This is a genomic window from Streptomyces lienomycini, assembly GCF_027947595.1.
Lineage (GTDB): Bacteria > Actinomycetota > Actinomycetes > Streptomycetales > Streptomycetaceae > Streptomyces > Streptomyces lienomycini.
This window is the reverse complement of record NZ_CP116257.1, coordinates 6400426-6425265: the sequence shown is the minus strand read 5'-3', so window position 1 is coordinate 6425265 and position 24840 is coordinate 6400426. Positions and strand designations below refer to the sequence as shown.

Annotated in this window: 18 protein-coding genes and 1 pseudogene; 8 read left to right on the top strand and 11 right to left on the bottom strand. The window is 73.1% G+C overall.

Annotated elements, in window-relative coordinates; all coding sequences use genetic code 11:
* Nucleotides 1-103 precede the first annotated feature (103 nt).
* The 3 genes from BJ961_RS29325 to BJ961_RS29315 are packed head-to-tail and all read left to right on the top strand — an operon-like array spanning nt 104 to nt 6359.
* A complete protein-coding gene (locus tag BJ961_RS29325; RefSeq protein WP_328657336.1) occupies nt 104-1129 on the top strand; it encodes a histone H1-like repetitive region-containing protein in 1026 nt (341 codons plus the stop codon).
* Nucleotides 1130-1138: 9 nt separating this feature from the next.
* Complete coding sequence (locus tag BJ961_RS29320) at nt 1139-5770, top strand: cation-translocating P-type ATPase (RefSeq protein ID WP_271415801.1); 4632 nt, start codon at nt 1139-1141, stop codon at nt 5768-5770.
* Between the two features lie 37 nt (nt 5771-5807).
* Entirely contained in the window at nt 5808-6359 is a 552-nt protein-coding gene (locus BJ961_RS29315) for a hypothetical protein (RefSeq protein WP_271415800.1), read from the top strand.
* Between the two features lie 7 nt (nt 6360-6366).
* Here BJ961_RS29315 and BJ961_RS29310 read toward each other — a convergent pair whose 3' ends face one another.
* Nucleotides 6367-7812 (bottom strand): MFS transporter, encoded by a 1446-nt coding sequence (locus BJ961_RS29310; protein ID WP_271415799.1) that lies wholly within the window; start codon nt 7810-7812, stop codon nt 6367-6369.
* Between the two features lie 118 nt (nt 7813-7930).
* On the opposite strand from BJ961_RS29310, the gene dusB reads away from it, so the two are divergent.
* Nucleotides 7931-9097: a tRNA dihydrouridine synthase DusB gene (gene dusB / locus BJ961_RS29305; protein ID WP_271415798.1), complete on the top strand. Its 1167-nt coding sequence runs from the start codon at nt 7931-7933 to the stop codon at nt 9095-9097.
* Between the two features lie 9 nt (nt 9098-9106).
* Here the strand turns inward: dusB and BJ961_RS29300 are convergent, their stop codons facing one another.
* Entirely contained in the window at nt 9107-10906 is a 1800-nt protein-coding gene (locus BJ961_RS29300; protein WP_271415797.1) for an alkaline phosphatase family protein, read from the bottom strand.
* A 516-nt stretch (nt 10907-11422) separates the two neighbouring features.
* Between BJ961_RS29300 and ppdK the strand changes: the two genes are divergently transcribed.
* Nucleotides 11423-14152 carry a pyruvate, phosphate dikinase gene (gene ppdK, locus BJ961_RS29295; RefSeq protein WP_271415796.1) on the top strand — a complete coding sequence of 910 codons (2730 nt, stop codon included), beginning with the start codon at nt 11423-11425 and terminating at the stop codon, nt 14150-14152.
* A 122-nt stretch (nt 14153-14274) separates the two neighbouring features.
* Here the strand turns inward: ppdK and BJ961_RS29290 are convergent, their stop codons facing one another.
* Nucleotides 14275-14745: an excalibur calcium-binding domain-containing protein gene (locus tag BJ961_RS29290; RefSeq protein WP_271415795.1), complete on the bottom strand. Its 471-nt coding sequence runs from the start codon at nt 14743-14745 to the stop codon at nt 14275-14277.
* 182 nt (nt 14746-14927) lie between these two features.
* Between BJ961_RS29290 and BJ961_RS29285 the strand changes: the two genes are divergently transcribed.
* Nucleotides 14928-15863 carry an oxidoreductase gene (locus tag BJ961_RS29285; RefSeq protein WP_271415794.1) on the top strand — a complete coding sequence of 312 codons (936 nt, stop codon included), beginning with the start codon at nt 14928-14930 and terminating at the stop codon, nt 15861-15863.
* A gap of 82 nt (nt 15864-15945) precedes the next feature.
* On the opposite strand, the gene BJ961_RS29280 is transcribed toward BJ961_RS29285, so the two are convergent.
* The 5 genes from BJ961_RS29280 to BJ961_RS29260 form a co-directional block, all read right to left on the bottom strand.
* Entirely contained in the window at nt 15946-16713 is a 768-nt protein-coding gene (locus BJ961_RS29280) for an SDR family NAD(P)-dependent oxidoreductase (RefSeq protein WP_271415793.1), read from the bottom strand.
* A gap of 82 nt (nt 16714-16795) precedes the next feature.
* Nucleotides 16796-17380 (bottom strand): TetR/AcrR family transcriptional regulator, encoded by a 585-nt coding sequence (locus BJ961_RS29275; protein ID WP_271415792.1) that lies wholly within the window; start codon nt 17378-17380, stop codon nt 16796-16798.
* Between the two features lie 76 nt (nt 17381-17456).
* On the bottom strand, nt 17457-17840 hold the full coding sequence (gene nirD, locus BJ961_RS29270; RefSeq protein WP_271415791.1) for a nitrite reductase small subunit NirD: 384 nt from the start codon (nt 17838-17840) through the stop codon (nt 17457-17459).
* Nucleotides 17837-20449, bottom strand: a complete 2613-nt coding sequence (nirB, locus tag BJ961_RS29265) for a nitrite reductase large subunit NirB (protein ID WP_271415790.1) — start codon at nt 20447-20449, stop codon at nt 17837-17839. Before nirB ends, nirD begins: the two co-directional genes overlap by 4 nt.
* Nucleotides 20449-21681 carry an NAD(P)/FAD-dependent oxidoreductase gene (locus BJ961_RS29260; protein ID WP_271415789.1) on the bottom strand — a complete coding sequence of 411 codons (1233 nt, stop codon included), beginning with the start codon at nt 21679-21681 and terminating at the stop codon, nt 20449-20451. Before BJ961_RS29260 ends, nirB begins: the two co-directional genes overlap by 1 nt.
* Before the next feature lie 176 nt (nt 21682-21857).
* Between BJ961_RS29260 and BJ961_RS29255 the strand changes: the two genes are divergently transcribed.
* The gene (locus BJ961_RS29255) at nt 21858-22640 is read left to right on the top strand and encodes a sulfite exporter TauE/SafE family protein (protein WP_271415788.1); all 783 of its coding nucleotides are present in this window, start codon (nt 21858-21860) and stop codon (nt 22638-22640) included.
* A gap of 27 nt (nt 22641-22667) precedes the next feature.
* Here BJ961_RS29255 and BJ961_RS29250 read toward each other — a convergent pair whose 3' ends face one another.
* The 3 genes and pseudogenes from BJ961_RS29250 to BJ961_RS29240 form a co-directional block, all read right to left on the bottom strand.
* On the bottom strand, nt 22668-22865 hold the full coding sequence (locus BJ961_RS29250) for a DUF397 domain-containing protein (RefSeq protein WP_271415787.1): 198 nt from the start codon (nt 22863-22865) through the stop codon (nt 22668-22670).
* A 7-nt stretch (nt 22866-22872) separates the two neighbouring features.
* Nucleotides 22873-23232, bottom strand: a pseudogene (locus BJ961_RS29245) (Scr1 family TA system antitoxin-like transcriptional regulator); the annotation flags it as partial.
* A gap of 9 nt (nt 23233-23241) precedes the next feature.
* Entirely contained in the window at nt 23242-24171 is a 930-nt protein-coding gene (locus BJ961_RS29240; protein WP_190194904.1) for an alpha/beta hydrolase, read from the bottom strand.
* 201 nt (nt 24172-24372) lie between these two features.
* Between BJ961_RS29240 and BJ961_RS29235 the strand changes: the two genes are divergently transcribed.
* On the top strand, nt 24373-24783 hold the full coding sequence (locus tag BJ961_RS29235) for a MerR family transcriptional regulator (RefSeq protein ID WP_271415786.1): 411 nt from the start codon (nt 24373-24375) through the stop codon (nt 24781-24783).
* Nucleotides 24784-24840 lie beyond the last annotated feature (57 nt).

Sequence of the window (24840 nt, the reverse complement as noted above, 5' to 3'; positions counted from 1 at the left end):
GGAACCCGGAGAAATACGGAAGGTGAGGTTCCCGGGGTTTTCCCAGGGTTTCCACGGCCCGGGGTTCCCACAGCACGGACAGGGCGAGGACGGACGAACAGTCATGGCTGAGCAGAAGTCGGCGCGGACGCTCCCGCGCCCGTTGCACGCGGCCGCTTCGGTGGTGCGGAAGGTGCCGGGCGCCGAGACGGTCGGCAGGGCCGCCGAGGGTGCGCTGGACAGGATCGGGGCGGTGTCGCCGCGCGGGCGACGGGTGATCGTCTACACGGGTGCGGGGGCGTTGGGCATCGCGGGGCTGGTCGAGTGGCCGGTGGCGGTCACCGGAGCGGCGGTGGCGTGGCTGACGCAGCCGCGACGGCGGCAGCAGGACGGCGGCGCCGGTTCCGCGGGCACCGGGACGCGGGTCGTCAGGGGCACCGCGGCCGGGAACGGCGACGCGGCCGGGTCCGCCGCCAGGAAGACCACCGCCAGGACGACCGCGGCGAAGACGGCGAGGTCCACGCCGAGCAGGTCGGCGAGGACGGCCTCGGCGACGAGGACCACCGCCGGGAAGACGGCCGCCGCGACCAGGTCAGCGGCGAACGAGGCCCTCGCGAACCGGACAGCGCCAAACGAGGCCACCGCGGACGAGTCGCCCGGGGACAAGGCCGCCGCGAAGAAGACGACCGCGAACAGGGCCACCGCCAAGAAGGCCGCGGCGAAGAAGGCCGCGGCGAAGAAGACCCCCGCCAAGGCGACCGGCGCCAAGACGGCCACCGCGAGCAAGGCCGCAGCGAAGAGGGCAACCGCGAGCAAGGCCGCGGGGAAGACGGCCACCGTAAGCAAGGCCGCGGGGAAGAAGGCCACCGCGAACAAGGCCGCGGAGAAGAAGACCTCGGCGGGCAAGACCTCGGCGAGCAGGACCTCGGCGAGCAGGACCTCGGGGAGCAAGACCACGGCGAAGAAGGCCGCCGCTAAGAAGGCCCCCGCTAAGAAGGCCCCCGCCAGGAAGTCCGCGTCACCCGCCCGGGCCAAGAGCCGGTCCGGAACCAAGGCGTCGTCGAGCCGCCCCTCCTCCGCCTCCTCGTCCTCGGGCGGGGGCCGGAGCCGCAGGACGGCCGCCGCGTCGCGCACCCGCACGTCCGGCTGAGGGACCGCGATGGTGGGTGGACTGCTGACGCGTTCCCAGGGCGCCGTCACCGGACTCGTGCTGGCCGGCCCCCGGCTGCTCGCCCGCGGCACCGCGCCCGCGATGGGCGCCGCGGCCGGGGCGGCGGCGGGCACCGCACGGGCCGGTGTGCGCGGCGCCGACTTCGCGGCGCGGGCGGCGCGGGTGGCCCGCGCGGCACTGCCGGGCGGCACCCGGGACTGGCGGGCCGGGCCCCGGGCCCACCTCGCGCTCCGGCCCGCCGCGACGGACGAGGTGCACCGGGCGGGCGGCACCGAGCGGGTGGCGCGGCGGGTGGCGGCGGCACTGGCCGAGCACCCGGACGTCCTGCGCGCCTACTGGGACACCGGTCTCGCCAGACTGGTGATCACCGCGACCGAGGACACGCTCACCGACCGCGTCGTGGACCGTGCCACCGAACTCGCCGAGCGCCACGGACTCACCCGGGTGGAGCAGGCCGGCCCCGCCGGTCCGGACGACCTGCCGGACGAGCCGGACCATCCCGGCGACCCGGCCCGGGTACGGGTCGCCGCGGCCGCGCTCGGCGCCGACGTGCTGGGCATCGCCGCCGCCGTGACCGGCGCGCGCCTGCGGCTGCCGGCCTCGCCGCGCCTGGTGACCGCCGTCGCGACCCTGCTGCGGGAGAACCCGGCCTTCCGCGCCTGGCTGCGCGAGCGGCTCGGCGACCACCGCATGGACGTGGCGCTGGCCGCCGCCAACGCGGCCGTCCACGGCGCCGGACAGAGCCCCACCTCGCTGGTGCTCGACGGAGCGCTGCGCGTCTGCCAGTTGACGGAGGCGGTGGCGCGGGCAGCGGCCTTCGAGGTCGTGCACGACCAGTTGTGCGATCCCGGCCGGGGCAGCCTCTCCACCGGGGGCGCCCTGCGTCCGCCGCCGCGCACCTCCCCGGCGCAGGACTACGCCGCCCACGCCTCGGCGGGCAGTGTGGCGGGCGCCGCCGCGACCCTGCTGGTCAAGCACGACGTGGCCGAGGCGGCGGAGGCGGTGCTCGCCGGCTCGCCCAAGGCCGCGCGCTACGGGCCCGCCGCCTTCCACGCCGTACTGAGCGCCGCGCTGTCCCGCACCGGTGTCCTCGTGCGCGACCCCGGACGGCTGCGGCAGTTGGAGATGGCCCGCACGGTCGTACTGCACCCCAGCGCGCTGCGGCTGCCGGACGCGGGCGCGGACCCGTGGACGGAGGACGTGCTGGACGCGGCGCGGCGCGCGGGACTGCGCGTGGTCATGGTCGAGGACCCGGCGCTGGCCGACTTCACCGGCCTCGCCGACCAGGTCGTCGCCGCCCGCCGCCCCCTCGCGGACGTCGTCGCCGAACTGCGCGCCGAGGGCGGGGTCATCACCGTCGCACGGCCCCTTCCCGGCGACGGCGACGGCGACTCGGTGACGGCCGGGCTGCTCGCCGGGGACGTGGCCGTCGCGCTGGCCGACGCGGACTGCCCGGTGGCCTGGGGCGCGGACGTGCTCGCGCCGCAGGGGCTCGCCGACGTGTGGCGGTTGCTGCGGGCGGTGCCGGTGTCCCGCGCGGTCGGGCGCCGGTCGCAGACGCTGGCCCGGTCCGGGGCCGCGCTGTCCGGGCTGCTGGTCGCGGTCGGCGAGGCGCGCGGCAGGCGAAGGGGCGGCGTGTCGTCGCTGCTGGGGATGCGGCACGCGCCCGTGGACGCGGGAGCGGCGATGGCCCTGGCGTCCGGGACGCGTGCCGCGATCGGCGTGGCGATGGCCCGCGCCCCGCATCCCCGGCCCCGGGTGGCGTGGCACGCGCTGGACCCGGACGACGTACGGGACCGCCTCGACCGGCAGCGCTCACCCGAGCCGACCGCCGTGGAACAGGCCGCCGCCCGGCTGCGTGCGGCCGCGGACCGGGCGGGCCGGGTGCCCGTGCTGGCCCCGGTCCGCTGGTCGTGGCAGCTGGCCCGCGCCGTACGCGGGGAGCTGGACGACCCGCTCACCCCCGTGCTGGCGGTCGGCTCGGCCGCCTCCGCGATCCTCGGGTCGGTCGTGGACGCGCTGCTCGTCGTCGGCGCCCTCGACCTGAACGCGCTGGTCGGCGGCTTCCAGCGGCTGCGCGCCGAACGGGCGCTGTCGGGGCTGCTGGCGGAGCAGAAGCAGAAGGCCCGCCTCGCGCAGAGCCCCGCGCGGACGGACGGGCCGACCGGATCCGACGGAGCGGCGGACGAGCACGCCGGGACGGGACGGCCCGGCGTCGTCGGCTCCCCGGCACGTGGCCGGGGGAACGGACGGGACGGCGCGAGCCGCTCGGTTCCGGCCGCGGAAGCCCCGCCGCAGGCCGCCGGGACCGTCCGGGCCGAGGTGCCGGGCGGGGAGCGGCGGGAGGAGGCGGACGGGGAGCGGAGCGAGGACGCCGACGGGGAGCCGTCCGCGGAGGCCGAGCCGCGGATCGTGGACGCGGCCAAGCTGCACCCGGGCCACGTGATCGAGCTGAAGGCGGACGACGTGGTGCCCGCCGACGCGCGGCTGCTGTGGGAGGACGGTCTGGAGGTGGACGAGTCCGCGCTGACCGGTGAGTCGCTGCCGGTGGACAAGTGCGTGGACCCGGCGCCCCGTGCCCCCGTCGCGGAGCGGTACTGCATGGTCTTCGAGGGCACGACCGTGGTGGCCGGGCGGGCCCGCGCCGTCGTCGTCGACACCGGCGACCACACCGAGGCGGCGCGCGCGGTCGCGCTGGCGGCCCGTACGCCGTCCGCGGCCGGAGTACAGGCCCGGCTCCAGGAGCTGACCCGCAAGGCGCTGCCGCTCACCCTGGCGGGCGGCGCCGCGGTGACCGGTCTGTCGCTGCTGCGCGGGGCGCCGATCCGGCAGGCCGTCGCCGGTGGCGTGTCGGTGGCGGTGGCCGCCGTGCCCGAGGGGCTGCCGCTGGTGGCGACGGTCGCGCAGCTCGCGGCGGCCCGCCGGCTGAGCCGCCGGGGCGTCCTCGTGCGCACCCCGCGCACGCTGGAGGCGCTCGGCCGGATGGACACCGTCTGCTTCGACAAGACGGGCACCCTCACCGAGAACAGGCTGCGGCTGTCCCGCGTCGCGGCCCCCGACGGCACGGTCCGCCGGGCGGGCGACCCGGACGCCGTCGAGGCCGTACGGATCGCCGCGCGCGCCTGCCCCCGGCTGAACGGTGACGGGGCCCGGCCCACCCACGCCACCGACGAGGCGATCCTGGACGCGGCCGGGGACGACCCCGGGTGGGCACAGGAGGAGGGCCTGCCCTTCGAGACCTCCCGGGGTTACGCCGCCGCCGTCGGCCGCGAGGGCGGGAGCGGCCCCGCGGTGCTGGTGGTCAAGGGCGCCCCGGAGACGGTGCTGCCCGCCTGCGCGGACCTGCCCGCGGACACCGCCGAGGTGGCGCAGCGCCTCGCCCGCGACGGACTGCGCATCATCGCGGTGGCGAGGCGGGCCCTGGCGAAGGGCGAGAAGGCGTCCGACGTCCTCGAACGGCGGCCCTCCGAGCTGGAGTTCACCGGACTGCTGGCCCTCGCCGACGTGGCCCGCGAGACGTCTCCGGCGCTGGTGCGCGGGCTGCGCGAGGCGGGCGTGCGGCCCGTGGTGCTGACCGGCGACCATCCGCAGACCGCCCGCGCCATCGCCGTCGACCTGGGCTGGCCCGAGGACGCGGTCGTCGTCACCGGCGACGAACTCGCCGCCGCCGACCGCACGTCGCGCTCCCGGATGCTGCGCGACGCGGACGTGGTGGCCCGGGTGGCGCCCGAGCAGAAACTCCAGGTCGTCGAGTCGCTGCGGGACGCCGGTCGGGTCGTCGGCATGGTCGGCGACGGCGCCAACGACGCCGCCGCGATCCGGGCCGCCGACATCGGCGTCGGCATCAGCGCCCGCGGCTCGGCCGCCGCCCGCAACGCCGCCGACCTGGTGGTGACGGGCGACGACCTGCTGGTGCTCGTGGAGGCGGTGCGGGAGGGCCGGGCCCTGTGGCACAGCGTCGCCGACGCCATCGCCATCCTGATCGGCGGCAACGCGGGCGAGGTCGGCTTCGGCATCCTCGGCACGGTGCTGGGCGGCGCCGCCCCGCTGTCCACCCGCCAGATGCTGCTGGTCAACCTCTTCACCGACCTGTTCCCGGCGATGGCGGTCGCCGTGACGAAGACGGGGGATCCGGAGCAGGAGGCCGCCGACGCGGGCACGCCGCTCGGCACGGCGGTGCTGGGCGAGCCCCTCATCCGGCAGATCCGGCACCGGGCCCTGACCACCGCGCTCGGGGCGACCGCGGCCTGGCTGCTGGGCCGCTTCACGCCGGGCACGGAGCGGCGCGCGACGACCATGGCGCTGTGCGCGGTCGTCGGCACCCAGCTCGCCCAGACCCTCGCCGACCGCCGCGACAGCCGCCTGGTCCAGGTCACGTCCCTCGGCTCGGCCGCCGCCCTGGTCGCCCTCGTCCAGACCCCCGGCGTCAGCCGCCTCTTCGGCTGCACCCCGCTCGGCCCGCTCGCCTGGACGGGCGTGGCCGCGGCGATCGCCCTCGCACTGGCGGGGCAACGGGCGCTGCCGGCGGTGGAGGACGCGATCGCGAGGTACTGGCCGAAGGTGGCCGAGCGGTTGCCGGTGGAGAAATCCGGTGCGGTGTCGCAGGGCGCGGGGGGATGATGCGCGGGTCCGTCGTCGTTGACCGAAAGGTGTGTGCGTGCTTCCCCTGGACGAGATCCGGACCCTGCTGAAGGAACACGACGACCCGCTGCACCTGGAGCGGTCCGGGGACTTCGACAAGGAGGCCTCCGCGCGCCGCTTCGGGCACCTCACGGCCGCGCTGGAGCGGCGTTTCGGGCCGTCCGGCGGCGCCGGTCTGTATCAGGACGCCAGTGTGTACGGGAGGTTCTCGGTCGCGGACGGCGCCGGGCCCGCCGGGAGCCTGTGGGTCGAGCTGAGCAACTTCGGCGGCTTCGTCACCGCGGGGACGGGCACCGACTGGTCCGCCGACTCCGCGGCGGACCTGAGCGCGGAGTTCGTGACGTGGCTGGACGAGGTCTGTACGACGGCGGGATGCGTCTTCGTCCCGCTCGAGCTGCTGTTGGAGCCGTACGACGGCCCCACCCCGACCCTCGTGGACGACGACCGGTTCTTCCTGGAGACGCTGGCGGCGCTCGGACCCGCCGGCCCGGAGGGCACCGAAGACGAGGACGACGAGGAGGAGGACCTGCAAGCGGTCTGGTGCCACAGGTACTTCGACTACGTCTGAGACGCCGTCACGCCCCCGTCCGTGCGGTCTCCCGTACCTCGGGCGCCCGGAGGCGTTCCGCGGTCCGTTCCGCCGTGCGGTGGGCCCAGCGGCCGCTCGTGACGGCACCCAGGACGAGGACCGCGAGGCCGCAGGCGGCGAGGATCCACCAGCCTGGGCGGGCGGCGGAGACGAAGGTGTCGCGGTACGACGACGCGCCCACGCCCGCCGCCAGCACGGCGCCGATCACGGCCACGCCCAGCGTCTGGCCCAGCTGTCGGCTGGTGGAGGCGACGGCCGCCGCGACCCCGGCCTGGGCGCGGGGCATTCCGGAGACCGCGGTGTTGGTGATGGGCGCGTTGACGAAGCCGAAGCCGATGCCGAACAGGACGTAGCCGATGAAGAGCGTGACGTCGGAGGTCTCCGCCTCGAAGGCGGCGAACAGCGTGCCGCTCACGGTCAGCGCGCCGCCCGCGATCAGCAGGGGCAGCCGCGGCCCCCGACTGCCGACCAGCCGCCCGGACAGCGGCGCGCACAGGAAGGTCGGCACGGCCATCGGCAGCATCCACAGACCGGCCTCCAGGGCGCTCAGCCCGCGCACGTTCTGGAGATACAGCGTGGACAGGAACAGGAAGCCGCCCAGCGCGGCGAAGGCGCTGACCGCGATGACGGTGGCCCCGCTGAACGGCGCCGATCGGAAGAAGCGCAGCTCGATGAGGGGTTCGGCGCGACGGGGCTCGTAGCGGAGCAGGCCGAGCAGCGCGGCGAGGGCCAGGACGGCGAAGGGCAGGACCGTCGTGAGCCCGGCGTTCGGCGCCTCGATGATCGCGTACGTCAGGGAGGCGAACAGCACGATCACCATCAGCTGGCCCAGCGGGTCGGGGCGGCGGGCCTTCGGCGCGCTGGACTCGGGGACGAAGCGCAGGGTGAGCAGGAGGGCGGCCAGGCCCACCGGCAGGTTGACCCAGAAGATCGAGCGCCAGCCGACCGACTCCACGAGCACGCCGCCCACCAGCGGACCGGCGGCCATGGATATGCCGACCACCGCGCCCCAGACGCCGATCGCGCGGGCGCGCTCGCGCGGGTCCGTGAAGGTGTTGGTGATGATCGACATCGCGACCGGGTTGAGCATCGAACCGCCCACCGCCTGCATCATCCGGAAGACGACCAGCGAGGACAGGTCGGGGGCCAGCGAGCACAGCAGCGAGCCCAGGGTGAAGATCACCAGGCCGGTCATGAAGACCCGCTTGCGGCCGATCCGGTCGGCGGTGGACCCGGACAGCATCAGCAGCGCGGCCAGCACCAGCGTGTACGCGTCGATCGCCCACTGCAGGCCCGAGGTGCTCGCGTGCAGGTCACGCTGCATGGAGGGCAGGGCCACGTTGAGGATCGTGTTGTCGATGCTCACGATCAGCAGGCTCATGCAGCAGATGGCGAGCACCAGCATGCGGCGGCGATGGGTCAGCTCGGGCATGAACTCCAGCCTACGCCTACTTCGATAGTGCGTCTAACTAATGACCGATGCATGATGTTTGCCGATGCTCGTCCACAGGGCGCGGCGGGCACCGCCCCGCGTGCGTGACAATGGGGGAATGTCCACGCTCACCACGCCCGCCCCCGACACCACCGCCGCGCCCCTGCGGATCGGCCCGCACACCGTCGCGCCGCCCGTCGTGCTGGCCCCGATGGCCGGGATCACCAACGCGCCCTTCCGCACGCTGTGCCGTGAGTTCAGTGGCGGCAAGGGCCTGTTCGTGAGCGAGATGATCACCACGCGTGCGCTGGTCGAGCGCAACGAGAAGACCATGCAGCTGATCCACTTCGACGCGACCGAGACCCCGCGCTCGATCCAGCTGTACGGCGTCGACCCGGTGACCGTCGGCAAGGCCGTCCGCATGATCGCGGAGGAGGACCTCGCCGACCACATCGACCTGAACTTCGGCTGCCCGGTCCCGAAGGTGACCCGCAAGGGCGGCGGCTCGGCGCTGCCGTACAAGCGGCACCTGCTGCGCGCCATCGTCCGCGAGGCCGTCACCGGCGCCGGCGACCTGCCCGTCACCATGAAGATGCGCAAGGGCCTCGACGACGACCACCTCACCTACCTCGACGCCGGCCGCATCGCCGTCGAGGAGGGCGTCAGCGCCATCGCCCTGCACGGCCGCACCACCGCCCAGCACTACGGCGGCACCGCCGACTGGGACGCCATCGCCCGCCTCAAGGAGCACGTCCCCGAGATCCCCGTCCTCGGCAACGGCGACATCTGGTCCGCCGAGGACGCGCTGCGCATGGTGCGGGAGACCGGCTGCGACGGGGTCGTGGTCGGGCGCGGGTGCCTCGGGCGGCCCTGGCTCTTCGCCGACCTGGTCGCCGCCTTCGAGGGCCGCACCGACTCCTTCGTACGGCCCACGCTGCGCGAGGTCGCCGACGTGATGGTCCGGCACGCCACGCTGCTGGGGGAGTGGATCGGGGACGAGGCGCGCGGCGTCATCGACTTCCGCAAGCACGTCGCCTGGTACCTCAAGGGCTTCGCCGTCGGCTCCGAGATGCGCAAGCGGCTCGCGATCACCTCCTCCCTGGAGGCGCTGCGCGCCGGCCTGGACGAACTCGACCTCGACCAGCCCTGGCCCACCGGCGCCGACGGCCCCCGCGGCCGCACCTCCGGCAACAACCGGGTGGTCCTGCCCGACGGCTGGCTCAAGGACCCGTACGACTGCGCGGGCGTCGGCGCGGACGCCGAGCTGGACACCTCCGGCGGCTGACCGGCGGCTTCAGTCCCCGGCCCCGGTGGGGTGCGGCGTCGAGCCGTACGCCGTCAGGAAGCGGTCCCGGAAGGAACTCATCCTCCACACCGGGGCGTCCTTCGCCGGTTCGAGCCCCTCCGTCCAGTTCCAGTCGTCGATCGCGTCGAGCACCTTCGGGTCCTTGGCGACGATCGACACCGGGACGTCCCGGCTCGCCCTGTCCCCGCTCACGCGGGCGAGCGGCTGGTGGTCGCCGAGGAAGACCAGGACCGTGTCGTCGGTGCCGTAGCGCTCCAGCCACTGGGTGAGGCTGGTGACCGAGTACTGGATCGACTTGCCGTACTCCTCCTTCGAACGGGCGGAGTCGGTGATGATGTCGGGCGCCTTCACGCCCGCCGCGTCGATGCCGTCGTAGACCGACCCGTCGCCGACCTCGTCCCAGCCGACCATCCGGGGTATCGGCGCCCAGGGCTGGTGGCTGGAGGTGAGGACGACCTCCGCCATCAGCGGCCTGTCGCGCTCGCGGCCGTGCTCCAGGCGCTGGAAGGCCTCCAGCGCGTACTGGTCCGGCATCGTCGACCAGCTGAACTTCGGACCCTCGTAGCCCACGTCGAACGCGTCGTACACCTTGTCGAGGCCGTACCACTTCGCCTCCGGCCAGGCCTTCTGCACGCCCGGCATGACCCCGACGGTGTCCCAGTCGCCGGTCTTCTCGAACGCCTTGGTGAGGGTGAGGCGGTCGCCCGCGGTGACCGTGCGGTAGCGCTGCTGGTCGTCCACCCACAGGCCGGACAGGAAGGTGGAGTGGCCGAGCCAGCTGCTGCCCCCGTACGTCGCCGAGGTGAGCCAGCCGCTGCGGGCGTGGAAGCCCGCCTCCGCCAGCGCCTCGGTGCTCGCGTCCAGCGTCCGGCCGACACCCGGTGCCATCACCGGATCCTCGATGGCGCTGCGGCCGTAGCTCTCGATGAACGTGAAGATCACGTCCTTGCCGCGCAGGTCGGGCACCAGCTGCGCGCCGGGCGTGGCGCCGAAACGGTCCGCCTTCGCCTCCTGCGCGAAGGCCGCCTCGTCCCGCAGCGTGTCCACCACCCGGTGCGCCTGCGCCTCGGCGGCCCCGGAGGCGCTGGTGGTGGCGATCGGCACGCCGAAGGTCTGCACGCCCAGCGCCGCGCAGGTCATCCACACGGTGGCCGCCATCAGCGCGCCCCGTGCCGCGCGCTCCCGGTGCGCGGCCAGCAGCTCGCCGAGCCGGATCGCCGCCAGCGCCATGAGCACCAGCAGCAGCAGGGCCAGCGCGGCGGCGCCCACGGCGGCCCAGGTCGCCGCCGCCCCGCCCATCGAGTCCGCCACGTACGACTGGGCGTCGTCGAGCAGGCCCCAGTCCAGGACGAGGTTGAAACCCCGGCCCAGGTACTCGGTGAAGCCCATGTCCAGCAGGTTGAGCACGGTCAGCGCGCCGAGACCGGCCCCGAACAGCGCCGCCGCCACCAGCCGCGGCACCCGGGGCAGGCAGAGCAGCAGCACCGTCGCGACGACCGCCTCCCCGGGGATCCGCGCGAAGCGGCTGGGCTCCAGGGCGACCAGGCTGTTCGGCAGCAGCAGCGCCCCCAGCACCAGAATGGCCGAAAACATCGTCATGACCCGGCGGACGGCCAGGGCGGTGCGCGGGCGCCGGGTGCGCCACGCGCGCCAGTGGGCGAGACGGGTGCCGAGGGCCCGGAACGGGGCGGGACGGGGCGTGCCGCGCGTGCCGGAGGAGCCGGGGGCGTCGGCCTCCTCGTCGGCGTCGGCCTGCTGCGACCGGCGGAAAGGCGTGATGACGGGCACCCGGGGGTCCTTCCTGCGAAACGCGGTGGGCGGCGGGCCCCGGCGAGGGGGCCGGGACCCGCCGCCCTCTCGTACGTCCGCGGGGCGCCGCCCGTTCAGCGGCCCGTCCCTCGGTCCCGCACCGGTCCGTCCACCGGTCCGCATGGTGAAAACCGGCGGGCTGTGACAGCGTGATTCTCGCCACCTCTGATAAGGGCTGCGCTCAGATGAGCGGATCATGAGCGATTCCACTTCTCCAAGCGGTGGCACTGAGTGCCACGCCTTGATCGTTCATCGATCGAACTCAAACGTGGAGAATGGCGCTCAGGTGAGCGAGAGGCGGGGTGTCCGTGCGTCGGTGCGTTCAAGAAGTGAAAACGTGGGCGGTCGCTCGCTTGCCAAGCCTTGACTTTCAATCCACTGGCGGACGGGTGGTTACAGGCGCATGACGCACAAGTGGACGTACCCAGAGGCCTTTGATCTGGGTACATTCCTCGCCGTCAGGGCAGCCACCGCGTCCTCGAGGAGTCGAGACCCGTGTCGGAAAACAAAGATCCCCAGGTAACGAACGCGGCGAAGTTCGTTTACGACTTCACCGAGGGCAACAAGGACCTCAAGGACCTCCTCGGCGGCAAGGGTGCCAACCTCGCCGAGATGACCAACCTGGGTCTCCCGGTCCCGCCCGGCTTCACGATCACCACCGAGGCCTGCAAGACCTACCTCGACAGCGGCGAGGAGCCGGCGGCACTGCGTGACGAGGTGAGTGCGCACCTCGACGCCCTCGAAGCGAAGATGGGCAAGAAGCTCGGTCAGGCCGACGACCCGCTCCTCGTGTCGGTGCGGTCCGGGGCCAAGTTCTCCATGCCCGGCATGATGGACACCGTCCTCAACATCGGCCTCTCCGACAAGTCGGTGCAGGGCCTGGCCAAGCAGGCCGGCGACGACCGGTTCGCCTGGGACTCCTACCGCCGCCTGATCCAGATGTTCGGCAAGACCGTCCTCGGCGTCGACGGCGACCTCTTCGAGGAGGCACTGGAGGCGGCGAAGTCGGCCAAGAAGGTCGCCGTCGACACCGAGCTGGAGGCCGCCGACCTCAAGAAGCTCGTCACCAGGTTCAAGAAGATCGTCAAGGCCGAGGCAGGCCGGGACTTCCCGCAGGACCCGCGCGAGCAGATGGATCTCGCCATCATGGCGGTCTTCGAGTCCTGGAACGGCGAGCGCGCCAAGCTCTACCGCCGCCAGGAGCGCATCCCGCACGACCTCGGCACCGCAGTCAACGTGTGCTCCATGGTCTTCGGCAACCTCGGCCCCGACTCCGGCACCGGCGTCGCCTTCACCCGCGACCCCGCCTCCGGCCACCAGGGTGTGTACGGCGACTACCTCCAGAACGCCCAGGGCGAGGACGTCGTCGCGGGCATCCGCAACACCGTCGCGCTGGCGGACCTGGAGCGGATCGACAAGAAGTCGTACGACCAGCTGATGCAGATCATGGAGACGCTGGAGAACCACTACCTGGACCTGTGCGACATCGAGTTCACCATCGAGCGCGGCCAGCTGTGGATGCTCCAGACGCGCGTCGGCAAGCGCACCGCGGGCGCCGCCTTCCGCATCGCCACCCAGCTCGTCGACCAGGGCCTGATCGACGAGGCCGAGGCCCTCCAGCGGGTCAACGGCGCCCAGCTCGCCCAGCTGATGTTCCCCCGCTTCGACGACGAGGCGAAGGTCGAGAAGGTCGGCCGGGGCATCGCCGCCTCGCCGGGCGCGGCGGTGGGCAAGGCCGTCTTCGACTCGTACACCGCCGTCAAGTGGTCCCGTTCCGGCGAGAAGGTCATCCTGGTCCGCCGCGAGACCAACCCCGACGACCTGGACGGCATGATCGCCGCCGAGGGCATCCTGACCTCGCGCGGCGGCAAGACCTCCCACGCGGCCGTGGTCGCGCGCGGCATGGGCAAGACCTGTGTCTGCGGTGCCGAGGAGCTGGAGGTCGACACCAAGCGCCGCCGGATGACCGTGCCCGGCGGGCACGTCGTCGAGGAGGGCGACGTGATCTCCATCGACGGCTCCTCCGGCAAGGTCTACCTCGGCGAGGTGCCGGTCGTGCCGTCGCCGGTCGTCGAGTACTTCGAGGGCCGCATGCACGCGGGCGCCGAGGACGCCGACGAGCTGGTCGAGGCCGTGCACCGCATCATGGCCTTCGCCGACCGCAAGCGCCGGCTGCGGGTACGCGCCAACGCCGACAACGCCGAGGACGCGCTGCGCGCCCGCCGCTTCGGCGCCCAGGGCATCGGCCTGTGCCGCACCGAGCACATGTTCCTCGGCGACCGGCGCGAGCTGGTCGAGCGGCTGATCCTGGCCGACACCGAGGCCGTGCGCGAGGAGTCCCTCAAGGAGCTGCTGCCGCTGCAGAAACAGGACTTCGTCCAGCTCTTCGAGTCGATGGACGGACTGCCGGTCACCGTCCGCCTCCTCGACCCGCCGCTGCACGAGTTCCTGCCCGACATCACCGAGCTGTCGGTGCGCGTCGCGCTCGCCGAGTCCCGCCAGGAGCCGCACGAGAACGAACTGCGCCTGCTCCAGGCCGTGCACCGCCTCCACGAGCAGAACCCGATGCTGGGCCTGCGCGGCGTCCGGCTCGGCCTCGTCATCCCGGGCCTGTTCACCATGCAGGTCCGCGCCATCGCCGAGGCCGCCGCCGAGCGCAAGGCCGCCAAGGGCGACCCGCGCGCCGAGATCATGATCCCGCTGGTCGGCACCGTCCAGGAACTGGAGATCGTCCGCGACGAGGCCGACCAGGTCATCGCCGAGGTCGAGGCCGCCACCGGCGCCAAGCTGAAGCTGTCGATCGGCACCATGATCGAACTGCCGCGCGCCGCGCTGACCGCCGGGCAGATCGCCGAGGCCGCGGAGTTCTTCTCCTTCGGCACCAACGACCTGACCCAGACCGTGTGGGGCTTCAGCCGCGACGACGTCGAGGCCAGCTTCTTCACGGCCTACCTGGAGAAGGGCATCTTCGGCGTCTCCCCGTTCGAGACCATCGACAAGGACGGCGTGGGCTCCCTGGTCGCCGCCGCCGCCAAGGCCGGCCGCGCCACGCGCCCCGACCTGAAGCTCGGCGTCTGCGGCGAGCACGGCGGCGACCCGGAGTCCGTCCACTTCTTCCACGAGGTGGGACTGGACTACGTCTCCTGCTCCCCGTTCCGCATCCCGGTGGCCCGCCTGGAGGCCGGCCGGGCGGCGTCGCGGTCGAAGGGCAGCGACCACCGGTAACCCCGGAGAGGGGTCAAAGGCCCCGGAGCCGTCGTCTGTCACCCGACCACCCTCACCGATCGGCGGCGGCTCCGGTCCACGAGAAGCGGCGGCACCCGTGCGGGGGTGCCGCCCTTCGTGCGTCAGCCCGCGCCGTTGCTCCGGCGGCGGCGCGTGACCAGCAGCAGACCGCCGCCGGCGAGCACGACGGCGCCGCCCGCGGCCGCGATGTACGGCGTGTTGTCGTCGCCGCCGGTCTCCGCCAGGTCGGTGCCCTGCTGCCCGGCGGCCTCCCCCGCGCCGCCCTGGTCGCCGGCGGAGTCCTTCCCGGCGTCCTCGCCGCCGCCGGTGCCCGCCCCGTCGTCGGTGTCCTTGTCCCCGGCGGGCACGAAGTCGGCGGGCGGCCGGTCGCAGCCGACACCGTCGTTGTCGCGGTCGAGGTGCTTGCCGTAGTGCTCGTCGCCCTTCGGGATCTCCTTGTATCCGGCGTTGTACGCCTCGGTGCAGTTCTTGAACGGGTGGGCCCCGTCGTGCGCCTGGGCGGCGGCGGTCGGCAGGGCGGCGAGGGCGAGCGCGGCCACGGCCACGGCGGCGGGCTTGCGGAGCAGGTTCATCGAGAGTCCCGGGAATGGTGTGAAGGGGCGGATATGAGGTGACGAAGCTATTGAGGTGGCGAAGATGTGGTGGAGATATGAAGGACTCGTGATGAGAACGTGACGTGACCGGACGGTAGCTCTCCGCTCCCGGGCGCGGGGCGCGTACGGTGAGACGGTCCGGACCAGGGAAGGAGCCGCCGATGACCGGCTGGGGCACGGGTGACATCCCCGACCTGGAGGGGCGCGTCGCCGTCGTCACCGGGGCCAACGGCGGCCTCGGCCACGTGATCGCCCGGGAACTGGCGCGCAAGGGCGCGTCCGTCGTGCTCGCCTGCCGCAGTGAGGCGCGGGGGAGCGCGGCCGTGGAGCGCCTCCTGGGCGAGGTGCCCGGCGCCGCCGCGGAATCGGCACGGCTGGACCTCGGGGACCTGGCCTCGGTGCGGGAGTTCGCCTACGGACTGCCGTACGAGCGGGTCGATCTCCTCGTCAACAACGCCGGGGTGATGGCTCTGCCCCACGGGACGACGACGGACGGCTTCGAGACCCAGTTCGGCGTCAACCACCTGGGCCACTTCGCCCTCACCGGGCTGCTGCTGCCCACCCTGCTCGCCACCCCCGGCGCCCGGATCGTGACCGTCTCCAGCTTCCTGCACGCGCTGGCCAACGTCGATCCGCGCGACCTCAACAACGTACGCCGGTACGGGCGCTGGACCGCCTACGCCCGCTCGAAGTCCGCCAACCTGCTCTTCACCCACGAGCTGGCACGCCGGCTCGCGGCACGCGAGGGCGCCGCGGACGTGCGCGCGGTCGCCGCCCACCCCGGGTACGCCGACACGGGGCTGCAGACCGCCGGACCCCGCGCCGAGGGGCGCCGGTTCGCCGAGCGGCTGGCGCGGCTCGGGAACCGGGTCGTCGCCCAGCCCCCGGAGGCGGGCGCGCTGCCCGTCCTGTACGCGGCGACCGCGCCCGGCGTCCCCTCCGACTCGTTCACCGGCCCGTCCTTCGCGATGTGGCGCGGGTCGCCCGCACCGTCCTGGCGGGCGCCCTGGACCACCGACGACGCGATGGGGGAGCGGCTGTGGGCGGCCTCCGAACGCCTGACGGGCGTCACCTACGAGGCGCTGCGCCCGTCCTGAGAGCGTCCGGATCAAGGCGTCCTGAAGGCGCTGAAGGCGTCCTGAAGGCGTCCTGAAGGCGCTCTGAAGGCGGCCTGGGGGCTCAGGCCGTCTGGCCGCCGTCGACCACCAGGTCCGTGCCCACCACCGACGCCGAGTCGTCCGACGCCAGGTACAGCACGGCCGCCGCGACCTCCGCCACCGCCGACACCCGGCCGAGCGGCGTCTCCTCGCGCATCCGCTCGGCCCGCCCCGCCTCCGTCTCGCCCGGCCGCAGGGACATGGAGGTCGCCGTGGCGCCGGGGCTGACGGCGTTGACGCGGACGCCTTCCCCGATGTGGTCCAGGGCGGCGCCCCGGGTGAGCGCCGAGACCGCCGCCTTGGACGCCGCGTAGGCCGTGGCGCCCGGACTGCGCTTGTGGGCGCCGAAGGTGGAGGCGATGTTCACGATCGTGCCGCCGCCCGGCTGGGCGCGCATGTGCCGGACCTCGGCGCGCAGGGCGAGGAACATCCCGGTGACGTTGATGTCGAGCTGCGTGTGCCAGTCCTCGACGGACAGCTCGGCGAGGGGCACCCCGCCCCGGAAGACGCCCGCGTTGTTCACGGCCACGTCGAGGGAGCCGAAGTGCTCTGCCGCGGCGGTCACGAGGGCCTCCACGTCGGCGGGCCGGGTGACGTCCGCGGCGACGGCCAGCGCCTTGCCGCCCGCCTCCTCGATCAGGGCGGCGGTCGCGTCGAGCGGCTCCCGTGCGCGCCCGGCGACGACGACGTGCGCGCCCTCGGCGGCGAGCGCGAGGGCGACAGCCCGCCCGATGCCGGAGCCGGCGCCGGTGACGAGCGCGGTCCTGTCGGTGAAGCGCTGAGTGGTCATGAAACTCCCCTTTTTCTTGACCGATCGATTCAATATGAGGTCGTGTGAAACCGCCCCTGCGGAGAGGCGGTTCCGGTGTGCCTCAGTCGAGCAGGGCCAGCGCCTGTTCCGCCGCGTCCCGCACCCTGGCCGGGTCCGACGTCGCCTTCCCGACCACCCGCATGCCCTGGAGCAGGACCAGCAGCATGCGGGCGAGGGCCTGCGGATCGCGCCCGGCGGGCAGTTCGCCCTCGGCGCGGGCCCGGGCCAGCGCCGAGTGCAGCACGGTCTCCAACTGGTCCCAGTTGCGCTCCACCCGCCGGGCGGCGACCGCGTCGTGCGGGGCCAGCTCGGCGGCGGTGTTGGTGACGAAACAGCCCCGCAGGCGCGCGTCGTCGGCGCTCGCCTCGGCGGCGTAGCGCCGCACCAGGGACCGCACGCCCGGCAGGGCGGGGCCCGGCCGGGACAGGTCCTCCAGCAGGTCCGGAAGCAGCCCCTGCTCGTAGCGCGCCAGCGCCTTCAGGTACAGCTCGCGCTTGTTGCCGAAGGTCGCGTAGATGCTGGCCCGCCCGACGCCGAGGTGCTCGACGAGGTCGGACATCGACGTCGCCTCGTAGCCGCGCCGCCAGAACAGCTCCAGGGCTGCCCGCAGCGCGGCGTCCGGATCGAACTCCTTGGTCCTGGCCACGATCGGTAGCCTAGAGCTGTCTGAAACGATCGGTCAAGAAATGGTCGGTCAAGAAATGCTGTCTCGAAAGCCTGGCTCAGGCTGCCTTCACCTCGTACGTCTCCACCTCGTACGTCCCCACCCGTGTCGCGTCGTCGTCCAGGCACTCCCCGGTCGTGAGGTCGAAGCGCTGCTTGAGGAGCGGGGAGGCGACGAACGGGCGGCCCCGGTGGCTGCCGGTCAGGCCGCGGGAGAGGACGGCCGCGCCGGTGAAGGGGTCCCGGTTGTCGATGGCGTACAGGCCGCCGTCCCGGTCGCGGAACAGGGCGACCTGGCCGCCGTCCGGCAGCAGGGCCGCGACGCCCCGGCCCGGGAGCAGGGCGCCGAGGTCGCAGGCGGTGAACCAGTCGTCGGTGAGCCGCAGTCGGACCTTCAGGTCGGTCGTGTCGGCGGGGGCGAGGGTCTCGGGGGCCAGGGTCATCGCCGGGGGCTTCCTTCCAGGAGGTCGTCTCGAGAGGGGCGCCGCAGGCCGATGTCCAGCAGCGGCAGGTCGGGCTTCATCTGGTCGCGCTCGGGCACGAAGCCCACGACCGGGTCGGGGGTGTCGGGCGCGTTCACGAACGACACGAAGCGGGCCAGCTTCTCCGGGTCGTTGATCGTCTCGGCCCACTCGTCGCGGTAGTGCGAGACGTGGGCCCGCATCAGGGACTCCAGCTCGTCGCAGATGCCGAGCGAGTCGTGCACCACCACGTCCCGTACGTGGTCCAGGCCGCCCGGGATCCGCTCCAGCCAGGTGGAGGTGCGCTCCAGCCGGTCGGCGGTGCGGATGTAGAACATCAGGAACCGGTCGATCAGGCGGACCAGTTCGGTGTCGGAGAGGTCCTGCGCGAGGAGGTCCGCGTGGCGCGGGGTGGCGCCGCCGTTGCCGCCCACGTACAGGTTCCAGCCGTGGGAGGTGGCGATCACGCCGAAGTCCTTCGACTGGGCCTCGGCGCACTCGCGGGCGCACCCGGAGACCGCCGACTTCAGCTTGTGCGGGGAGCGCAGGCCCCGATAGCGCAGCTCCAGGTCGATCGCCATGCGCACCGAGTCCTGGACCCCGTAGCGGCACCAGGTCTGCCCCACGCAGGACTTCACCGTGCGCAGCGACTTGCCGTACGCGTGCCCGGACTCGAAGCCAGCGTCCACCAGCCGCGCCCAGATCAGCGGCAACTGCTCGACGCGGGCGCCGAACATGTCGATGCGCTGACCGCCGGTGATCTTCGTGTAGAGCCCGAAGTCCCGGGCGATCTCGCCGATGACGATGAGCTTCTCCGGGGCGATCTCACCGCCGGGGATGCGGGGCACGACGGAGTAGGAGCCGTTGCGCTGGAGGTTGGCGAGGAAGTGGTCGTTGGTGTCCTGGAGCGCGGCCTGCTCGCCCTCCAGGACGTAGCCGCTCGCGCCGATCGCCGGGGCCAGCGAGGCGATGACCGAGCCGACCGCCGGCTTGCACACCTCGCAGCCCTCGCCGCCCCGCGCGCCCTCCCGGCCGTGCCGGTCGAGCAGCTCGCGGTAGGAGGTGATCCGCAGGGCGCGGACGATCTCGTACAGCTCCTCGCGGGTCTGCGCGAAGCAGCCGCACAGGCCCTTGTCGACCTCGACGCCGCTCGCCTCCAGTTCGGCGGTGACCAGCCGGCCGAGCACCTTCACGCAGGAACCGCAGCCGGTGCCGGCCCTGGTGCACTTGCTCACCTCGGGCACCGTCGTGCAGGAGTGCTCCGTCACCGCGCCGCGGATGGTGCCCTTGGTGACGTTGTGGCAGGAGCAGATCACCGCGTCGTCGGGCAGCGCCGACGGGCCCAGCTGGACCGGGGCCCCGGCGCCGGCGGGCAGTACGAGCGACTCGGGGGAGACCGGCGGGACCGAGCCGGTGAAGGCGCGCAGGGTGCCGTACGCCTCCGCGTCGCCGACCAGGATGCCGCCGAGCAGCGTGCCGTCGCGGCCGACGACCAGCTTCTTGTACAGGCCCGCGCGGGAGTCGGAGTAGACGACGTCCAGGCAGCCGTCGGTGGCTCCGTGCGCGTCGCCGAAGGACGCCACGTCCACGCCGAGCAGCTTCAGCTTGGTGGACAGGTCGGCGCCCGTGAAGGACGCCTCGTCGGCGGCGATCGTCGCGGCGGCCGTCTCGGCCTGCTCGTACCCGGGCGCCACCAGCCCGTACACCCGGCCGTCGGCGGCCAGCGCGCACTCGCCGATCGCGAACACGTGCGGGTCGGCGACCGTGCGGCACTGCTCGTCGACGCTGATGCCGCCGCGCTCGCCGACCGCCAGCCCGCAGTCCCGGGCCAACTGGTCGCGGGGGCGGACACCGGCGCTGAACACGACGAGGTCGGTGGCGAGTTCGGAGCCGTCGGACAGCTTCATGCCGGTGACGGCACCGTCCTCGCCGGTCACGATCTCCTGGGTGCCGACGCCCGTGTGGACGGACAGCCCCATGTCCTCGATGGTGCGCAGCAGCGCCGCACCGCCGCCGTCGTCGACCTGGACCGGCATCAGGCGCGGCGCGAACTCCACGATGTGCGAGGTCAGCCCGAGCCCCTTGAGCGCCCCGGCCGCCTCCAGACCGAGCAGCCCGCCGCCGACCACGGCACCGGTCGTCGCGCTCTTCGCGTACTCCTCGATGGCGAGGAGGTCCTCGATCGTGCGGTAGACGAAGCAGCCCTCGGCGTCCCTGCCGGGCACCGGCGGGACGAACGGGTAGGAGCCGGTGGCCAGCACGAGTACGTCGTAGCCGACGACGAGCCCCGAGCGGGCGGTCACCTCGCGCGCCTCCCGGTCGATCGTCTCGGCCGGGTCGCCGACGCGCAGCTCGATGCCGTGCTCCTCGACGAAGGCGAGATCGGTCAGCGACAGGTCCTCGGGGGTCTTCCCGGAGAAGTACGAGGTGAGCCGGACGCGGTCGTAGGCGGGGCGCGGCTCCTCGCACAGGACGACCACGCGGTGCGTGCCGGTCAGGCCGCGCTCGGCGAGCGCCTCCAGGAAGCGCTGGCCCACCATGCCGTGGCCGACCAGCACGATCGTCGGAGCGGTGGGCGGGGTGGCGGTCATCAGGAGCCTCCGTCATGGGTGAGCAGGTGGAGCAGGGGGCCGCCGTCGGAGGGGAGCGGCTCTGCTCCCTCCCAGGCGCGCGCCAGCGCGCCGACGGTGCCGAGTTCGCCGACCAGGACCCCGCCGACCAGCCGGTCGCCGCGGACGACGACCTTGCGGTAGGTGCCCCGGGTGGCGTCGGCGAGCTGCACGACGTCGTCGCCGGGGCGGGGGTCGGTCTCGCCGAACGCGGCGAGGTCGAAGGGGTGCACCGGGCCGTCCGCCCCGGTGAGGGTGAGCCGGGTCAGGGAGCGGGTGCCGGTGTAGTTCCGGGGAGCGGCCCCGCCCTCCGCGAGCAGCTCGGCGAGGACACCGGCCTGTTCGAGGGCGGGCGCGGCCAGCCCGTACACGCGCCCCGCGTGCTCGGCGCAGTCGCCGACGGCGCGGATGTGCGGGTCCGAGGTGCGCAGCTCGTCGTCGACGAGGACGCCCCTGCCGACGTCCAGCCCGGCCTCCCGCGCGAGCCCGACCCGGGGCCGGACGCCGCAGGCGAGCACCACCAGGTCGGCGCCGAGGGCGTACCCGTCGCCCAGCTCCACCGATCGCACCGCCCCGCCTGCACTGCGCACGTCCCGCACCCGGCACTCGGTGTGCACCTCGACGCCGAGACCCTCCAGGTGCCGTCGCACGAGCGCGGAGGCCGCCGGGTCGAGCTGCCGCTCCATGAGCCGCTCGGACTGCTGGGCGAGGACGACCTGGGCGCCGCGCACGGCCAGCGCGCGGGCGGCCGACACCCCGAGGAGCCCGCCCCCGATCACGACGGCCCGCACCCCGGGCCGTACCGCCTTCGACAACCCGAGACAGTCGTCCATCGTCCGGAACGCGTGCACGCCCTCGGGCAGCTCGTGGTCCTGGGTGAACAGCCCGCGCAGGGGAGGCAGCACGGCGTTGGAGCCGGTGGCCAGGACCAGCGTGTCGTACGCGATCACGGACCCGTCGGCGCACCGCACGGTCCGCCCGGCCCGGTCGACGCCGGTGACCCGGCCGCGCAGCAGCCCGGCGGGCGCGGGCAGGGCGATCACCTCGGGGCCGTACCGCCCGGCCAGCACCTCGGCGAGCAGCACCCGGTTGTACGGCCCGTGCTCCTCGTCGCCGACGACCAGCGCGGGCGTGCCCAGCTCACCGAGCCGCCGGGCGAGCGCCACGCCCGCCAGGCCGGCGCCGATCACCACCACACGCGATTTCGAGGTCATGACACCGACAGTGCGGTGCCGGTGTTACCCGGTGGCATCCCTGCTGTTTCCCGCGGGGAACGCTGCCCTCAGCGGGTGCGGGCGCGGGATGTGAGGGGGCACACCGGTCGCGGGGAACCTCAGAAGTCCCTCATCTCGATGGACGGCACATCCATCCCGTCCATAAGGTCGCGATCATGCCCGACATATCACTGACCACGGTCGTCCTGCTCTGCCTCGCCGCACTCGCGGCCGGCTGGATCGACGCCGTGGTCGGCGGGGGCGGCCTGCTGCTCCTGCCCGCCCTGCTGCTCGGCCTGCCCGCCGGAACCCCGGCCGCGCACGCGCTGGGCACCAACAAGGCGGTCGCCATCGTCGGCACCACGGGCGCGGCGGTGACGTACGCCCGCAAGGCCACGGTGGACGTGCGCACCGCCGTACGCATCGGCCTGGCGGCGCTCGCCGGATCGTCGGGCGGGGCGTTCTTCGCGGCCGGGATGAGCACCGAGGTCCTCAAACCGGTGATCATGGTGGTGCTGCTCGCGGTCGCCGCCTTCGTGATCTTCCGCCCCGCCTTCGGCACCGCGCCCGCCACCGGCCCGGCCACCCGCCGCCAGATCCTCGCCGCGATCGGTCTCGCGGGCCTCGGCATCGGCTTCTACGACGGCCTCGTCGGCCCCGGCACCGGCACGTTCCTGGTCCTGGCCCTCACCGCCCTGCTCCACCTGGACCTGGTCACCGCCTCCGCGACCGCCAAGATCGTCAACTGCTGCACCAACGCGGGCGCCCTCGCCACGTTCGCCTGGCAGGGCGCGGTGCTGTGGCAACTGGCCGCCCTGATGGCCGTCTTCAACCTGGCCGGCGGCATGTTCGGCGCCCACACCGCCCTGAAGAAGGGTGCCGGTTTCGTCCGCGTCGTCCTGCTGACGGTGGTGTTCGCCCTGGTGGCGAACCTGGCGTGGGAGCAGTGGGGGGCGTAGCCGGTCGCCCGGGCGTTCCGGAACGCTTCAGGACGTGCTCGTTGAGCTCTTCAGCGCTTCGACGAAGGCGGTGAAGGCAGTGGCGGGGACGGTGATGGCTGCCCTGCCGGGTGCTTTGGAATCGCGGACCCTGATGTCGGTGTGACCCGACGCGATCTCGACGCAGGCGTTCCCGTCGCCGCCGCCGGAGTAGGAGGACTTGAGCCAGCGGACACGCTCGGTCATGAGTGCCTCACAGTCCCTTCGACAGCTTGTGGATGAACTCGCGCGATCGCTCGGGATCCAGCGACACCGCCTCCTCTCTACGGAAGTGTGTTCTGAACACCGCCAGTTGCGCTTCTGAGCCGACGAAGACGGTGCCATGGGGGCCGTCGCGCACGACTGTGTCCAACTTCGAAACGGCACTGCCCGCATACACCATGGCGGCGCCGACGTCTACGAAGTGCTCCAAGCCGAAAGGGATCACACGAACCGTGATGTGCTCTGCTTCGGAGAGTTCCAGTACGCGCAGCATTTGAGCCTGGGCGTCGGCACGGCTGCCGACCATCATGCGCAGCGCCGCCTCGTGGACGAGGGCCTCGTATCGGGTGGGGGTGCCGGCTCAGCGCGCTCGCTCGTACTCCCGGGTGATGAAGGAAACGGCGTTATCGAGGGCCTCGTCGGACTCGGCCATGTGGCCGGCCAGCAGGTGCCAGACGTGGAACATGTGGGGCCATACCTCGAGGGTGGTACGCACGCGCTGTTCGGCGAGCCGGTCGGCGAGCGTGACACCGCCGCTGAGCATCACCTCGTTCTCCCCCATCTGGATCAGTGTCGGGGCCAGGCCGCGCACGTCGGCGAAGATGGGGGAGGCGTCCGGATTGGTCGGCAGCGCGTCGCCCAGGAAGGAACGGGCGAGCGCTTCCAGGAAGTCCACGCCGCACAGGGGGTCAGTGTGGGCGCGGCTGCGTGCCGAGGGGCCGGAGTGCGTCAGGTCGGCCCAGGGCGAGATGGCCACGCCCGCCACGGGCAGCGGCAGGCCCGCGGCGCGTGCCTTGCGCATGATGGTGATCACCATCGCGCCCCCGGCGGAGTCGCCCGAGATCGCGATCTTCTCGGGAGCGGTCCCCGCCGCGAGGAGCGCCCGGTAGGCGGTGAACACGTCCTCGATGGGGGTGGGGAAGGGATGCTCGGGTGCCTGGCGGTAGTCGGGCACGTAGACCCGGGCCCGCAGGCGCTTGGCGTAGTGGCCGGTCAGCCCGACGTAGCCCTCGACCGCCCCGTGTACGTAGCCTCCGCCGTGGATGTAGAGCAGGTTCCGGTCATCGGTCACTTCCTCCGGCACCACCAGCATGGCCGGCACGCCGTCGAGCGCGGTCTGCTCGAAGGTTACGCCTTGCGGTGCCGGGAGGGCGGCGGCGAGCTGCTTGCCGTAGGACTCCCGCACCTCCGCCCAGGAGAGGTCGCCTTCCCCCGCAAGCGCGGGAGCGATGCTGCTGGCCGCCTGCGTCCAGCGTCCCAGCAGTGCTGTGGCCTCTGGTGTCAAGTTCATGGTGCTCACGTCCTTCGTCGATGTCGCTGATCGCGCGGCCCCGGTGCGCCACACGGACAAGACACATGTCCTGTGGGTGGTCGTCGCCGAAACGGTTCCGGTGGCCTCGCCAACGTCGTCAGTGTCCGTCCCTGACACTGATGTCAAGGTCAAACCGTGCAGGTCACAGCCCTATGGAGACGGTCTTCTAAGATCGAGGACATGCACATCGGAGAGGCGGCGCAGCACACGGGAACGACTCCGCGACTGCTGCGGTACTACGAACAACAGGGATTGCTCGTGCCCGGTCGCTCCGAGAACGGCTACCGGGAGTACGACGAAAACGCCCTGGGGCGGATTGCGCAGATCCGGGACCTGCTGCAAGCCGGTCTGCCGACCCGCCTGATCCAGCAGATCCTGCCGTGCATCTCCACCCCGCACAGCAGCATCCGCTTCTCCGGCCTGACACCGGAGATGGTCGCGCTCCTGGAAGCCGAGCAGGATCGCCTGACGACACGCATCGACTGTCTGACCCGCAACAGGGACGCGATCGCCGACTACCTCGCGGCCCTGCGCGAGACGAACGGGCAGCAGGAACACACACCAGGCCGCACCGAAGAGGCCAGCGTCTGAAAGCGCGTGACCTGCACCGCTTGACCTTCACACAAGTGTCAGCCCCGGACACTGACG